13 protein-coding genes are annotated in these 14,192 nt (G+C 59.7%); 8 read left to right on the top strand and 5 right to left on the bottom strand.

What is annotated here, in order from left to right; all coding sequences use genetic code 11:
- Positions 1 to 39: 39 nt before the first annotated feature.
- Positions 40 to 1,296 (top strand): NADP-dependent isocitrate dehydrogenase, encoded by a 1,257-nt coding sequence (icd, locus tag ACA067_RS22220; RefSeq protein ID WP_497458512.1) that lies wholly within the window; start codon positions 40 to 42, stop codon positions 1,294 to 1,296.
- Between the two features lie 80 nt (positions 1,297 to 1,376).
- On the opposite strand, the gene cspD is transcribed toward icd, so the two are convergent.
- On the bottom strand, positions 1,377 to 1,634 hold the full coding sequence (cspD, locus tag ACA067_RS22215) for a cold shock domain-containing protein CspD (protein WP_497458511.1): 258 nt from the start codon (positions 1,632 to 1,634) through the stop codon (positions 1,377 to 1,379).
- Between the two features lie 224 nt (positions 1,635 to 1,858).
- Here cspD and clpS point away from each other — a divergent pair, with 224 nt between their 5' ends.
- Both clpS and clpA read left to right on the top strand, forming a co-directional pair.
- Entirely contained in the window at positions 1,859 to 2,242 is a 384-nt protein-coding gene (gene clpS / locus ACA067_RS22210) for an ATP-dependent Clp protease adapter ClpS (RefSeq protein ID WP_020799529.1), read from the top strand.
- 30 nt (positions 2,243 to 2,272) lie between these two features.
- Entirely contained in the window at positions 2,273 to 4,543 is a 2,271-nt protein-coding gene (clpA, locus tag ACA067_RS22205) for an ATP-dependent Clp protease ATP-binding subunit ClpA (RefSeq protein ID WP_007946437.1), read from the top strand.
- Between the two features lie 259 nt (positions 4,544 to 4,802).
- Here clpA and infA read toward each other — a convergent pair whose 3' ends face one another.
- The 4 genes from infA to trxB all read right to left on the bottom strand — a co-directional run bounded on the left by infA (position 4,803) and on the right by trxB (position 7,619).
- On the bottom strand, positions 4,803 to 5,021 hold the full coding sequence (gene infA / locus ACA067_RS22200; RefSeq protein ID WP_002553999.1) for a translation initiation factor IF-1: 219 nt from the start codon (positions 5,019 to 5,021) through the stop codon (positions 4,803 to 4,805).
- A gap of 111 nt (positions 5,022 to 5,132) precedes the next feature.
- Entirely contained in the window at positions 5,133 to 5,840 is a 708-nt protein-coding gene (locus ACA067_RS22195; protein ID WP_497458510.1) for an arginyltransferase, read from the bottom strand.
- A 74-nt stretch (positions 5,841 to 5,914) separates the two neighbouring features.
- A complete protein-coding gene (aat, locus tag ACA067_RS22190; protein ID WP_497458509.1) occupies positions 5,915 to 6,595 on the bottom strand; it encodes a leucyl/phenylalanyl-tRNA--protein transferase in 681 nt (226 codons plus the stop codon).
- Between the two features lie 64 nt (positions 6,596 to 6,659).
- Complete coding sequence (trxB, locus tag ACA067_RS22185) at positions 6,660 to 7,619, bottom strand: thioredoxin-disulfide reductase (protein ID WP_497458508.1); 960 nt, start codon at positions 7,617 to 7,619, stop codon at positions 6,660 to 6,662.
- Between the two features lie 305 nt (positions 7,620 to 7,924).
- Here trxB and ftsK point away from each other — a divergent pair, with 305 nt between their 5' ends.
- From ftsK to serS, 5 genes are all read left to right on the top strand, one after another.
- Positions 7,925 to 10,333, top strand: a complete 2,409-nt coding sequence (gene ftsK, locus ACA067_RS22180) for a DNA translocase FtsK (RefSeq protein ID WP_497458507.1) — start codon at positions 7,925 to 7,927, stop codon at positions 10,331 to 10,333.
- Positions 10,334 to 10,410: 77 nt separating this feature from the next.
- A complete protein-coding gene (gene lolA, locus ACA067_RS22175) occupies positions 10,411 to 11,034 on the top strand; it encodes an outer membrane lipoprotein periplasmic chaperone LolA (RefSeq protein WP_128871298.1) in 624 nt (207 codons plus the stop codon).
- A 163-nt stretch (positions 11,035 to 11,197) separates the two neighbouring features.
- Positions 11,198 to 12,520 carry a replication-associated recombination protein A gene (locus ACA067_RS22170; protein WP_497458506.1) on the top strand — a complete coding sequence of 441 codons (1,323 nt, stop codon included), beginning with the start codon at positions 11,198 to 11,200 and terminating at the stop codon, positions 12,518 to 12,520.
- A complete protein-coding gene (gene crcB, locus ACA067_RS22165) occupies positions 12,520 to 12,894 on the top strand; it encodes a fluoride efflux transporter CrcB (RefSeq protein WP_497458505.1) in 375 nt (124 codons plus the stop codon). Before ACA067_RS22170 ends, crcB begins: the two co-directional genes overlap by 1 nt.
- 16 nt (positions 12,895 to 12,910) lie before the next feature.
- Positions 12,911 to 14,191 carry a serine--tRNA ligase gene (gene serS / locus ACA067_RS22160; protein ID WP_497458504.1) on the top strand — a complete coding sequence of 427 codons (1,281 nt, stop codon included), beginning with the start codon at positions 12,911 to 12,913 and terminating at the stop codon, positions 14,189 to 14,191.
- The last annotated feature ends 1 nt before the right edge of the window (position 14,192 follow it).

Genomic DNA, 14,192 nt, shown 5'->3' with positions numbered 1-14,192 from the left:
AACGAAGCCAGATGTTCAATCCAAACAATGGAGTTCAGCATGGGATACAAGAAGATTCAGGTTCCAGCCGTCGGCGACAAAATCACCGTCAACGCGGACCATTCTCTCAATGTTCCTAACAACCCGATCATCCCCTTCATCGAAGGCGATGGTATTGGCGTTGATATCAGCCCGGTCATGATCAAGGTTGTCGACGCTGCTGTTAAGAAGGCTTACGGCAGCGAGCGCAAAATTTCCTGGATGGAAGTCTACGCCGGGGAGAAAGCGACTCAGGTTTACGATCAGGACACCTGGCTACCCCAGGAAACCCTGGACGCGGTCAAGGATTACGTGGTTTCCATCAAGGGCCCTCTGACCACCCCGGTCGGCGGCGGCATCCGTTCCCTGAACGTGGCCCTGCGTCAGCAACTCGACCTGTATGTCTGCCTGCGTCCGGTGCGCTGGTTCGAAGGCGTGCCTAGCCCGGTCAAGAAACCTGGCGACGTCGACATGACGATCTTCCGCGAAAACTCGGAAGACATTTATGCCGGTATCGAATGGAAGGCCGGTTCGCCGGAGGCGACCAAGGTCATCAAGTTCCTGAAAGAAGAAATGGGCGTCACCAAGATCCGTTTCGACGAAAACTGCGGTATCGGCGTCAAGCCGGTGTCCCTGGAAGGCACCAAGCGTCTGGCGCGCAAGGCCCTGCAGTATGTGGTCGACAACGACCGCGACTCGCTGACCATCGTGCACAAAGGCAACATCATGAAGTTCACCGAAGGTGCCTTCAAGGAATGGGCCTACGAAGTGGCGGCTGAAGAATTCGGCGCGACCCTGCTCGATGGCGGTCCGTGGATGCAGTTCAAGAACCCGAAAACCGGCAAGAACGTCATCGTCAAGGATGCCATCGCCGACGCCATGCTCCAGCAGATCCTGCTGCGCCCGGCCGAATACGATGTGATCGCGACCCTGAACCTCAATGGCGACTACCTCTCCGACGCCCTGGCGGCCGAAGTGGGCGGTATCGGTATCGCGCCGGGTGCCAACCTGTCCGACACCATCGCGATGTTCGAAGCGACCCACGGTACTGCGCCGAAATACGCCGGCAAGGACCAGGTCAACCCGGGTTCGCTGATCCTGTCCGCAGAGATGATGCTGCGTCACATGGGCTGGACCGAGGCGGCCGACCTGATCATCAAGGGCACCAACGGCGCGATCTCCGCCAAGACCGTGACCTATGACTTTGAACGTCTGATGGAGGGCGCGAAATTGCTGTCTTCTTCGGCGTTTGGTGATGCGCTGATTTCGCATATGTAAGCGATTTCGGTTGTAACAAAAACCGCCCGGCTCCAGTGATTGAGTCGGGCGGTTTTTTTATGACGGGATGTTTGGTTGCGTCAGCTCGATACCGTTTCGTTTTGCGAGGCGGGCAGCGTCTGTTCTACCGCAGCCTCGGCGGCGGCGATATCGACGGCATGCAACCCCTTCGGGCCCTGGATGATGTTGAAGGTCACGGGTTGCCCGGCTTTAAGGGTTTTATAACCGTCCATTTTGATCGCCGAGTAGTGGGCAAACAGATCTTCATCCTTGCCGTCCTCGTTGATAAAGCCATACCCCTTGGCGTTGTTGAACCATTTCACCTTGCCGACCGCCATACTCATATCCCTCTGCAACAGACTCCATCACTGGAGTATCATCCAGTACATCCGCAGTCATTTCTTAGAAATAAGGTTGACTCCGCGGACCTTTTTTACCCACTGTGGGCTCTATTGGTTGTAACACCGTTTTGCCGATAGTCAAGGTGACCAGGCAGTCGGAGTTGAAATCGACGATGGCCGCCCCCACCACTGTATTCGCACACTGACGAACCTTTCTTTCCATGCATGCAATCAGCCAGATTCGACTAACATTCAATCAGGATCGTCCGACTCTCCAAAAAGATCGCCCGGAGGAACACGACGACGATTCAGCAGGCATTGCTGTTCAGGAAGCAAAGCCTGCGTTACAGGCACCACCGATGTATAAGGTGGTTTTGTTCAACGATGACTACACACCGATGGATTTCGTCGTCGAAGTGCTCGAGGTGTTTTTTAACCTGAATCGCGAGCTGGCGACCAAGGTCATGCTGGCCGTCCACACAGAAGGACGGGCAGTATGTGGAGTGTTTACCCGCGACATCGCCGAGACGAAGGCCATGCAGGTCAACCAGTACGCCAGGGAAAGCCAGCATCCGCTACTCTGTGAAATCGAGAAGGACGGTTAATCGCCGACCACTTGGGTATGAGGTGAAGCTATGTTAAACCGCGAGCTCGAAGTCACCCTCAATCTTGCCTTCAAGGAGGCCCGATCGAAGCGTCATGAGTTCATGACCGTCGAACACCTCCTGCTGGCCCTATTGGATAATGAGGCTGCCGCCACCGTTTTGCGTGCCTGCGGCGCAAACCTCGACAAACTCAAGCATGACCTGCAGGAGTTCATCGACTCCACCACGCCATTGATTCCCGTCCATGACGAGGATCGTGAAACCCAGCCAACCCTGGGCTTCCAGCGTGTCCTGCAGCGTGCTGTCTTTCACGTACAGAGCTCGGGCAAACGCGAAGTGACTGGCGCCAACGTGCTGGTTGCAATCTTCAGCGAACAAGAGAGTCAGGCGGTGTTCCTGCTGAAACAGCAGAGCGTCGCGCGCATCGATGTCGTCAACTACATCGCCCATGGCATTTCCAAAGTGCCGGGGCACGGCGATCACTCTGAAGGTGAGCAAGATATGCAGGACGACGAGGGCGGTGAGTCTTCCTCTTCAGGCAATCCCCTGGATGCTTATGCCAGCAACCTCAACGAACTCGCGCGCCAGGGTCGTATCGACCCGTTGGTAGGCCGTGAGCTGGAAGTCGAGCGTGTCGCGCAGATCCTGGCGCGTCGTCGCAAGAACAATCCGCTGCTGGTGGGCGAGGCAGGCGTGGGTAAAACCGCGATTGCCGAAGGCCTGGCCAAGCGCATTGTCGACAACCAGGTGCCGGACCTGCTGGCCAACAGCGTGGTGTATTCCCTCGACCTGGGGGCGCTGCTGGCCGGGACCAAATACCGCGGCGATTTCGAGAAGCGCTTCAAGGCATTGCTCAATGAGCTGAAAAAACGTCCGCAGGCGATCCTGTTCATCGACGAAATCCACACCATCATCGGTGCGGGTGCCGCGTCCGGTGGCGTCATGGACGCTTCGAACCTGCTCAAGCCGCTGCTGTCGTCCGGTGATATCCGTTGCATCGGTTCGACCACGTTCCAGGAATTCCGCGGGATCTTCGAGAAGGACCGTGCCTTGGCCCGGCGCTTCCAGAAGGTCGATGTGTCGGAGCCGTCGGTGGAAGACACCATCGGTATCCTGCGCGGCCTGAAAGGGCGTTTCGAAGCGCATCACAACATCGAATACAGCGATGAAGCGTTGCGTGCGGCGGCTGAGCTGGCGTCGCGCTACATCAATGACCGGCACATGCCGGACAAGGCCATCGACGTCATCGACGAGGCGGGCGCCTATCAGCGTCTGCAGCCAATCGAGAAGCGCGTAAAACGCATCGAAGTGCCTCAGGTCGAGGACATCGTCGCGAAAATCGCGCGGATTCCGCCTAAACACGTCACCAGCTCCGACAAGGAACTGCTGCGTAACCTTGAACGTGACTTGAAACTGACGGTATTTGGCCAGGATGCCGCGATCGACTCGCTGTCGACCGCGATCAAACTGTCCCGTGCCGGCCTCAAGTCGCCTGACAAGCCTGTCGGTTCGTTCCTGTTCGCAGGGCCTACCGGGGTCGGCAAGACCGAAGCGGCGCGTCAGTTGGCCAAGGCGTTGGGCATCGAACTGGTTCGTTTCGACATGTCCGAGTACATGGAGCGCCACACCGTATCGCGTCTGATCGGTGCGCCTCCAGGCTATGTCGGGTTCGATCAGGGCGGCCTGTTGACCGAAGCCATCACCAAGCAGCCTCACTGCGTGCTGTTGCTCGATGAAATCGAGAAGGCGCATCCGGAAGTCTTCAACCTGCTGTTGCAGGTCATGGACCACGGTACGCTGACCGATAACAACGGGCGCAAGGCGGACTTCCGTAACGTGATCGTCATCATGACGACCAACGCCGGTGCCGAAACCGCAGCCCGTGCTTCGATCGGTTTCACCCATCAGGACCATTCGTCCGATGCGATGGAAGTGATCAAGAAGAGCTTCACGCCGGAATTCCGCAACCGTCTGGACACCATTATCCAATTTGGTCGCCTCAGTCATGAGGTCATCAAGAGCGTGGTGGACAAGTTCCTTACCGAGCTTCAGGCGCAGTTGGAAGACAAGCGTGTGCAGCTGGAAGTGACGGACGCCGCGCGCAGCTGGCTGGCAGCCGGTGGCTACGATTCGGCAATGGGCGCTCGACCCATGGCGCGTTTGATCCAGGACAAGATCAAGCGTCCGCTGGCGGAAGAGATACTCTTTGGCGAACTGGCCGACCATGGTGGCGTGGTGCACATCGATCTCAAGGACGGCGAGTTGACCTTCGAGTTCGAGACCACGGCTGAGATGGCCTGACGTTAACCGCTACACAGCAAAAGGCGCCGAAAGGCGCCTTTTTGCTGTCTGCTGAATTTTGAGAATCAACACGTAACCCTGTGGGAGCGAGCTTGCTCGCGATGACGGCATGTCATTCAACATTGATGTCGACTGATCCGCCGCTATCGCGAGCAAGCTCGCTCCCACAGGGGTTTTGTGCAGGTGTTCAAAAGTGAAGGGGTAAATCGCAGGCAAACAAAAACGCCCGGCATAAGCCGGGCGTCTTGTATTGACTTGATTAGCGAGCGCGGTAAGTGATGCGCCCTTTGCTCAAGTCATAGGGCGTCAGCTCGACGCGCACTTTGTCACCGGTAAGAATACGAATGTAGTTCTTGCGCATCTTGCCGGAGATATGCGCGGTTACGACGTGCCCATTTTCCAACTCCACGCGAAACATGGTGTTGGGCAGGGTGTCGACGACAGTGCCTTCCATTTCGAAGCTGTCTTCTTTCGACATGCAGTAAAGCCCTCGGTGTCCAATGAATGGCCCGGTGCAACTGCGCCAGGCAAAAGCGGCGTGCATTGTGCCCGAAAAATGGGGTTTAAGCCAAGGGGTTTAGGGCTTGCTCTAGTTCAGGATGACCCAGCGCTGATTAATCAGCAGTTCGATAGGGCGATATTGAGTCTTGTAGCTCATTTTTTTGCAGTTCTTGATCCAGTAGCCGAGGTAGACCGCTTCCAGGCCCAGTCGCCGGGCCTCGGTAATCTGCCAGAGGATCGCGTAACGCCCCAGGCTGCGGCGCTCTTCATCGGGCTCGTAGAAGGTGTAGACCGCCGACAGACCGTTGGGCAGCAAGTCGGTGACAGCCACTGCCAGCAACCGGCCTTCGAGACGGAATTCATAGAACCGGGAAAACGGCAGGTCCCGTACCAGGAAGGTCGAAAACTGATCGCGGCTCGGCGGGTACATGTCGCCATCGGCATGACGCTGCTCGATATAGCGTTGATAGAGGTCGAAGTACTCCTCGCTGAACTTGGGTCTGGCCGGACGGACTTGCACATCGGCGTTGCGCTTGAAGATGCGCTTCTGTTGACGGTTGGGTGAAAACTGCGCCACAGGAATACGCGCCGGTACGCACGCATTGCAATTCTGGCAATGGGGCCGGTACAGATGATCGCCGCTGCGACGAAAACCCATTTCCGACAGGTCTGCGTAGACATGCACATCCATGGGCTGGCTAGGGTCGAGGAACAAGGTCGTGGCCTGCTCCTCGGGCAGATAACTGCAAGAGTGGGGCTGAGTGGCATAAAACTTCAAGCGCGCCAACTCGGTCATGATCAACCCTCGATAAGCTTTTGGATAAGTGTAAGCGCTTTTGAATAAGTGTAAGTCACGCGGGCCAAAGTCGCTCAGCAAACCCAGGTGGCGCGGCTGGGTTGGTCCAGGTGCCGCGCCAGGTAGCCGGCGAACTCGCGGCGGGGAATCGCCCGGGCGCCGAGGCTGTGCAGATGGTCGGTCGGCATCTGGCAGTCGATCAGCACAAAGCCTGAGTCTTCCAGATGTCGCACCAGCGTGGCAAAGCCATATTTGGAGGCATTGTCGGCGCGGCTGAACATCGACTCGCCGAAAAACAGCTGCCCCATGGCCAGGCCATACAGCCCGCCGACCAGTTCGCCCTGGTCCCGGACTTCCACCGAATGCGCGTAACCCCGCTTGTGCAGCTCGAGGTAGGCATCCTGCATGGCTTCGGTGATCCAGGTGCCGTCGGCGTATTCCCGCGGCGCGGCGCAGGCGCGGATGACCGCGGCAAAATCCTGATCGAAGGTCACTTGGTAGCGTTGTTGGCGCAGCAACTTGTTCAGGCTGCGCGAGACATGCAGTTCGTCGGGAAATAACACCGTGCGTGGGTCCGGCGACCACCAGAGGATCGGCTGGCCTTCCGAGAACCACGGAAAACAGCCATGGCGATAGGCCTTGATCAGCCGATCGGCGGACAGGTCGCCGCCCGCCGCCAGCAGCCCGTTGGGGTCGCGCATGGCCTTTTCCAGCGGCGGGAAGGTCAGGGTGTTGCGTTGTAACCAAGTCAGCATGGCATCCGGGCTTTGCAGGAGGGGAGGGCAGTAGCGGGCTGTCAGGCCCGCCGGAAGTGTGCCGTCAAACGGTGGGAATGTCGTCGAGGTATTTCTCTGCGTCCAGTGCGGCCATGCAGCCGGCCCCGGCGGACGTGACGGCCTGGCGATAAACGTGATCGGCCACGTCGCCGGCAGCAAATACGCCGGCGATCGCGGTGGCGGTGGCATCGCCTTCGCTGCCACCCTTGACCAGCAAATAGCCGTCACGCATTTCCAGTTGGCCCTGGAACAGGTCGGTGTTGGGTTTGTGGCCGATGGCGATGAAGACCCCGGTCAGCGGCAATTCGCGGGTTTCGCCGCTGTGGCTGTCCCGCAGGCGGGCGCCGGTCACGCCGCTGGCATCGCCCAGCACTTCATCCAGATGCTGGTTCCAGTGCAGGCGAATATTGCCATTGGCGGCTTTTTCAAAGAGTTTGTCCTGCAGAATCTTCTCGGCGCGCAACTTGTCGCGCCGGTGAATCAGATGGACTTCACTGGCGATGTTCGACAAGTACAGGGCTTCCTCGACCGCTGTGTTGCCGCCGCCGATCACCGCGACCACCTGTTTGCGGTAAAAAAAGCCGTCGCACGTCGCGCAGGCCGAAACCCCTTTGCCGGCAAAGGCTTCTTCCGAGGGCAGCCCGAGGTATTGCGCCGAGGCGCCGGTGGCGATAATCAGTGCGTCGCAGGTGTACGTACCGCTGTCGCCGATGAGCTCGAACGGGCGCTGTTGCAACTTGGCCGTGTGGATGTGGTCGTAAACAATCTCTGTGTCAAAGCGTTCGGCGTGTTTTTGCATGCGCTCCATCAGCACCGGGCCGGTGAGGCCTTCGACATCGCCGGGCCAGTTGTCGACTTCGACGGTGGTGGTGAGCTGGCCACCTGCCTGTATGCCGGTAATGACAACGGGTTTGAGGTTGGCGCGGGCGGCATAAACGGCCGCGCTGTAACCGGCAGGGCCGGAACCCAGAATGATCAGGCGGGAATGCTTCGCTTCGCTCATAAAAACACCTCATAAGCCTTTGTCACGAAAGAGAATGCATGCTCAAATTGAACCGCATGCAAGTCCCGTTGACTATGCTACACCCGGGATTGCAAGCATGGCATCGGACGAACAAACCCGTACAATGCCTGCTGTCAGCGTGCTTGTAACAAAATAAGCATTGCGAGCCGTGTTTATAAAAACCGGGGTGCAGTGTTAAAAGTAGTCCCAGTTGCGCCTGTTAACTTTTTTACCTGCCTGGGTTGGGCAGTTTTTTATAGTCATTCAACAGATGGACGCGCCATGGGCGCAGGAAAAGAAGCGTTTTGAAGAAATCCACCGCAGCACCTAAACCAGCCGTCGTTCCGCTCTGGCGCCAGCAATTGCACTACCGACTCAAGGAAGGTGCGTTGATCGCCGTCGGTGCCTTGTGCCTGTTCCTGATGATGGCCTTGCTGACCTATGGCAAGGACGATCCGGGCTGGAGCCACAACAGCAAGATCGACGACGTGCAGAACTTCGGCGGCCCGGCCGGCTCCTACAGCGCCGACATCCTGTTCATGGTGCTGGGTTACTTCGCCTACATCTTCCCGTTGCTGCTGGCGGTCAAGGCCTGGCAGATCTTCCGTCAGCGCCACGAACCCTGGGAATGGAGCGGCTGGCTGTTCTCCTGGCGCCTGATCGGCCTGGTGTTCCTGGTCTTGTCCGGCGCGGCCCTGGCCCATATCCATTTCCACGCGGCGACCGGTCTGCCGGCCGGCGCTGGCGGCGCGTTGGGTGAAAGCCTCGGTGACGTAGCCAGGAATGCGTTGAACATCCAGGGCAGCACATTGTTGTTCATCGCGCTGTTCCTGTTCGGCCTGACGGTGTTCACCGACCTGTCGTGGTTCAAGGTGATGGACGTCACCGGCAAGATCACGCTCGACCTGTTCGAGCTGTTCCAGGGCGCGGCCAATCGCTGGTGGGCGGCCCGTGTCGAGCGCAAGCAGCTGGTGGCGCAATTGCGTGAAGTCGACGACCGCGTGCATGACGTGGTGGCGCCGAGCGTCACCGACAAGCGCGAGCAGGCCAAGGTCAAGGAGCGCCTGATCGAGCGCGAGCAAGCCTTGAGCAAACACATGTCGGACCGCGAAAAGCAGGTACCGCCAGTGATCGCGCCAGCGCCGCCGAAACCCGCGGCCCCCAGCAAGCGCGTGGAAAAAGAGAAGCAGGCACCGCTGTTCGTCGACAGCGCCGTCGAAGGCACGTTGCCGCCGATCTCGATTCTCGACCCCGCGGAAAAGAAACAACTCAATTACTCGCCTGAATCCCTGGCCGCGGTGGGCCACTTGCTGGAAATCAAGCTCAAGGAATTCGGCGTCGAAGTCTCGGTGGATTCGATTCACCCGGGCCCGGTGATTACCCGTTACGAAATCCAGCCCGCGGCAGGCGTCAAGGTCAGCCGCATCTCCAACCTGGCGAAAGACCTGGCCCGTTCCCTGGCCGTGACCAGCGTACGCGTGGTGGAAGTGATCCCGGGCAAGACCACGGTCGGTATCGAGATTCCGAACGAAGACCGGCAGATCGTGCGGTTCTCCGAAGTGCTGTCGACCCCCGAGTACGATAACTTCAAGTCGCCGGTCACCCTGGCCCTGGGTCATGATATCGGCGGCAAGCCGGTCATCACCGACCTGGCGAAAATGCCGCACTTGCTGGTGGCCGGTACCACAGGTTCCGGTAAATCGGTGGGTGTGAACGCGATGATCCTGTCGATCCTGTTCAAGTCCGGACCGGAAGACGCCAAACTGATCATGATCGACCCGAAAATGCTCGAACTGTCGATCTACGAAGGCATTCCGCACCTGCTGTGCCCGGTCGTGACCGACATGAAAGACGCGGCCAACGCCCTGCGCTGGAGCGTGGCGGAGATGGAGCGTCGCTACAAACTGATGGCGAAGATGGGCGTGCGTAACCTGTCGGGCTTCAATGCCAAGGTCAAGGAAGCCCAGGACGCCGGCGAGCCGCTGACCGATCCGTTGTACAAGCGCGAAAGCATTCATGACGAAGCGCCGCTGCTGACCAAGCTGCCGACCATTGTGGTGGTCGTCGACGAGTTCGCCGACATGATGATGATCGTCGGCAAGAAGGTTGAAGAACTGATCGCCCGTATCGCCCAGAAAGCCCGAGCGGCCGGTATCCACTTGATCCTCGCGACCCAGCGTCCGTCGGTCGACGTGATCACCGGCCTGATCAAGGCGAACATCCCGACGCGCATGGCGTTCCAGGTATCGAGCAAGATCGACTCGCGAACCATCATCGACCAGGGCGGTGCCGAGCAGTTGCTGGGTCACGGTGACATGCTGTACATGCCGCCGGGCACCAGCCTGCCGATCCGTGTCCACGGTGCCTTCGTCTCCGATGACGAGGTTCACCGGGTGGTTGAAGCCTGGAAACTGCGCGGCGCGCCGGAATACAACGACGAGATCCTCGCCGGTGTCGAAGAGCCGGGTAGCGGTTTCGACGGCGGCAGCGGCGGTGGCGACGATGATCCCGAAACCGATGCGCTCTATGACGAAGCCGTGCAATTCGTCCTGGAAAGCCGTCGCGCCTCCATCTCCGCGGTTCAGCGCAAGCTGAAAATCGGCTACAACCGCGCCGCGCGCATGATCGAAGCCATGGAAATGGCCGGGGTCGTGACGTCGATGAACACCAACGGTTCCCGTGAAGTCCTGGCGCCTGGCCCGGTACGCGACTGATTTGAACAGGCCTTGAATTGAAAAGCGTTGGCGCAGAAATGCGCCCCGCACCCCCCACGAATGTTATGAGGACTCCCATGCGTCTTATCCGCATGCTATTGCTGCCGGTTCTGGCTTTGACCACGCTCTCGGCCCACGCCGATGACAAGGACGTGGCGCGCCTGACCCAACTGCTGGAAAAATCCCAGACCCTGACCGCACGTTTCTCCCAGCTGACCCTCGACGGCGGCGGCACCCAGTTGCAGGAAACGGCCGGTGAAATGTCGTTGCAGCGCCCGGGCCTGTTCTACTGGCACACCGATGCGCCGGCCGAGCAGACCATGGTCTCCGACGGCAAAAAGGTAACGCTGTGGGACCCGGACCTGGAACAGGTCACCATCAAGACCCTCGACCTGCGCCTGACCCAGACGCCGGCGTTGCTGCTGTCCGGTGATGTGTCCAAGATCAGCCAGAGCTTCGATATCAGCGCCAAGGAAGCCGGCGGCGTGATCGACTTCACCCTGAAACCGAAAACCAAGGACACGCTGTTCGACAGCCTGCGTCTGTCGTTCCGCAATGGTCTGGTCAATGATATGCAACTGATCGACAGTGTCGGCCAGCGCACCAATATCCTGTTCACCGGGGTGAAGGCCAACGAGCCGATTGCGGCGTCCAAGTTCAAGTTCGTCATCCCCAAGGGTGCCGATGTGATCCAGGAATAAAGAACAAACACAGAACCTGTGGGAGCGGGCTTGCCCGCGATAGCGTCGGCACATCCAGCATTGATGTGACTGACGCGCCGCCATCGCGGGCAAGCCCGCTCCCATAGGGGGTGTGGTGATAAATACGTCGGCATCAGGACCCAGTGAGGTTTCATAAGTAGTGATGGACCTGTTTCGCAGTGCCCCGATTGCTCAGCCCCTGGCCGCCCGTTTGCGCGCGGCCAATCTGGATGAGTACGTCGGTCAGGAACACCTGCTCGCTCGCGGCAAGCCATTGCGCGAAGCCCTGGAGCAGGGTGCCCTGCACTCGATGATTTTCTGGGGGCCGCCGGGTGTGGGCAAGACCACCCTGGCGCGGCTGCTGGCGGAAGTCTCGGATGCGCACTTCGAGACGGTTTCGGCGGTGCTGGCCGGGGTCAAGGAAATCCGCCAGGCGGTGGAAATCGCCAGGCAGCAGGCCGGGCAGTACGGCAAGCGCACCATCCTGTTCGTCGACGAAGTGCATCGCTTCAACAAGTCCCAGCAGGATGCGTTCCTGCCGTATGTCGAAGACGGCACGCTGATCTTCATCGGCGCGACCACGGAAAACCCCTCGTTCGAACTCAACAACGCCTTGCTGTCCCGGGCGCGCGTCTACGTGCTCAAAAGTCTCGACGAAACGGCCCTGCGCAAACTGGTGCATCGCGCGCTGACCGAAGAGCGTGGCCTGGGCAAACGCCAACTGACCCTCAGTGATGAAGGTTTCCAGATGCTGCTGTCTGCGGCCGATGGCGATGGCCGACGCCTGCTCAACCTGCTGGAAAACGCCTCGGACCTGGCCGAAGACCACAGCGAGATCGGTGTCGATCTGCTGCAAAGCCTGTTGGGCGATACCCGTCGCCGTTTCGACAAGGGCGGTGAGGCGTTCTATGACCAGATTTCCGCGCTGCATAAATCGGTGCGCGGCTCCAACCCCGACGGTGCGTTGTATTGGTTCGCGCGGATGATCGACGGCGGTTGCGATCCGCTGTACCTGGCGCGTCGCGTGGTGCGCATGGCCAGCGAAGACATCGGCAACGCCGACCCGCGCGCCCTGAGCCTGTGCCTGGCCGCGTGGGAAGTGCAGGAGCGCCTCGGCAGCCCCGAAGGCGAATTGGCCGTGGCCCAGGCCATCACGTATCTGGCTTGCGCGCCGAAAAGCAACGCGGTGTACATGGGGTTTAAGGCCGCCCTGCGCAGCGCCACCGAACACGGTTCGCTGGAAGTGCCGCTGCACCTGCGTAACGCGCCGACCAAGTTGATGAAACAGCTGGGGTATGGCGACGAATACCGTTACGCCCACGATGAACCGGATGCCTACGCCGCGGGTGAAGACTACTTTCCGGAAGAACTCGAGCCGCAACCCTTCTATCAGCCGGTGCCACGGGGCCTGGAGCTGAAGATCGGCGAGAAACTCAATCACCTGGCGCAACTGGACCGACTCAGCCCCCGGCAGCGGAGAAAATAGTGCTCCCATTGATCGTTGCGGTTTCCGTGGGTGGCGTCGCCGGCACGCTGTTGCGCTTCGCCACCGGCAATTGGATCAACGCTAATTGGCCGCGGCACTTCTATACCGCGACGCTGGCCGTTAATATCGTGGGCTGTCTGCTGATCGGCGTTCTATACGGTCTGTTTTTGATTCGCCCGGACGTGCCTTTCGAAGTGCGCGCCGGGCTGATTGTCGGCTTCCTCGGGGGGCTGACGACTTTTTCATCCTTTTCACTGGATACGGTGCGCTTGCTGGAAAGCGGGCAAGTGCCGCTGGCCCTGGGCTATGCGGCGATCAGCGTATTCGGCGGGCTGCTTGCCACCTGGGCCGGCCTGTCCTTGACCAAACTTTGATAAACGAGAAACCGACATGCTCGATTCCAAACTGTTACGTAGCAACCTTCAGGACGTAGCGGACCGCCTGGCATCCCGTGGCTATAAGCTGGATGTTGCGCGCATCGAAGCGCTGGAAGAACAGCGCAAGACCGTCCAGACCCGCACCGAAGCACTGCAGGCTGAGCGTAATGCACGTTCCAAGTCCATCGGTCAGGCCAAGCAGCGCGGCGAAGACATCGCGCCGCTGATGGCCGACGTCGAGCGCATGGCGAATGAGTTGAGTGCCGGTAAAGTCGAGCTGGACGGGATCCAGACCGATCTGGACTCGATCCTGCTCGGTATCCCCAACCTGCCGCACGAATCGGTGCCGATCGGTGATGACGAAGACGGCAACGTCGAAGTGCGCCGTTGGGGCACGCCGGCCGTGTTTGACTTCCCGGTGCAGGACCACGTGGCCCTGGGCGAGAAGTTCGGCTGGCTGGATTTCGAAACCGCCGCCAAACTGTCCGGCGCGCGTTTCGCCCTGCTGCGCGGCCCGATCGCCCGTCTGCACCGCGCCCTGGCGCAGTTCATGATCAACCTGCACACCAGCGAACACGGTTACGAAGAGGCCTACACGCCTTACCTGGTTCAAGCACCGGCGCTGCAAGGCACCGGCCAGCTGCCGAAGTTCGAAGAAGACCTGTTCAAGATCGCTCGCGAAGGTGAAGCCGATCTGTACCTGATCCCGACCGCCGAAGTGTCGCTGACCAACATCGTCGCTGGCGAAATCGTCGATTCGAAACTGCTGCCGATCAAGTTCGTTGCGCACACCCCGTGCTTCCGTAGCGAAGCCGGCGCGTCGGGTCGCGACACTCGCGGCATGATTCGCCAGCACCAGTTCGACAAGGTCGAGATGGTGCAGATCGTTGAGCCGTCGACTTCGATGGAAGCGCTGGAAGGCCTGACCGCCAACGCCGAGAAAGTCCTGCAACTGCTCGAGCTGCCGTACCGCACCCTGGCGCTGTGCACCGGCGACATGGGCTTCAGCGCGGTCAAGACTTACGACCTGGAAGTGTGGATTCCGAGCCAGGACAAGTACCGCGAGATTTCCTCGTGCTCCAACTGTGGCGACTTCCAGGCCCGTCGGATGCAAGCGCGTTTCCGCAACCCGGAAACCGGCAAGCCTGAGCTGGTTCACACCCTCAACGGTTCCGGTCTGGCGGTCGGTCGTACCCTGGTGGCGGTGCTGGAAAACTACCAGCAGGCCGACGGTTCGATCCGTGTGCCTGACGTGCTGAAACCGTACATGGGTGGCATCGAGGTCATCGGCTGAA

This window comes from Pseudomonas sp. LBUM1674 (genome assembly GCF_059695635.1).
The sequence above is the reverse complement of the archived record's forward strand: the minus strand, read 5'-3'. Positions and strand labels throughout refer to the sequence as shown.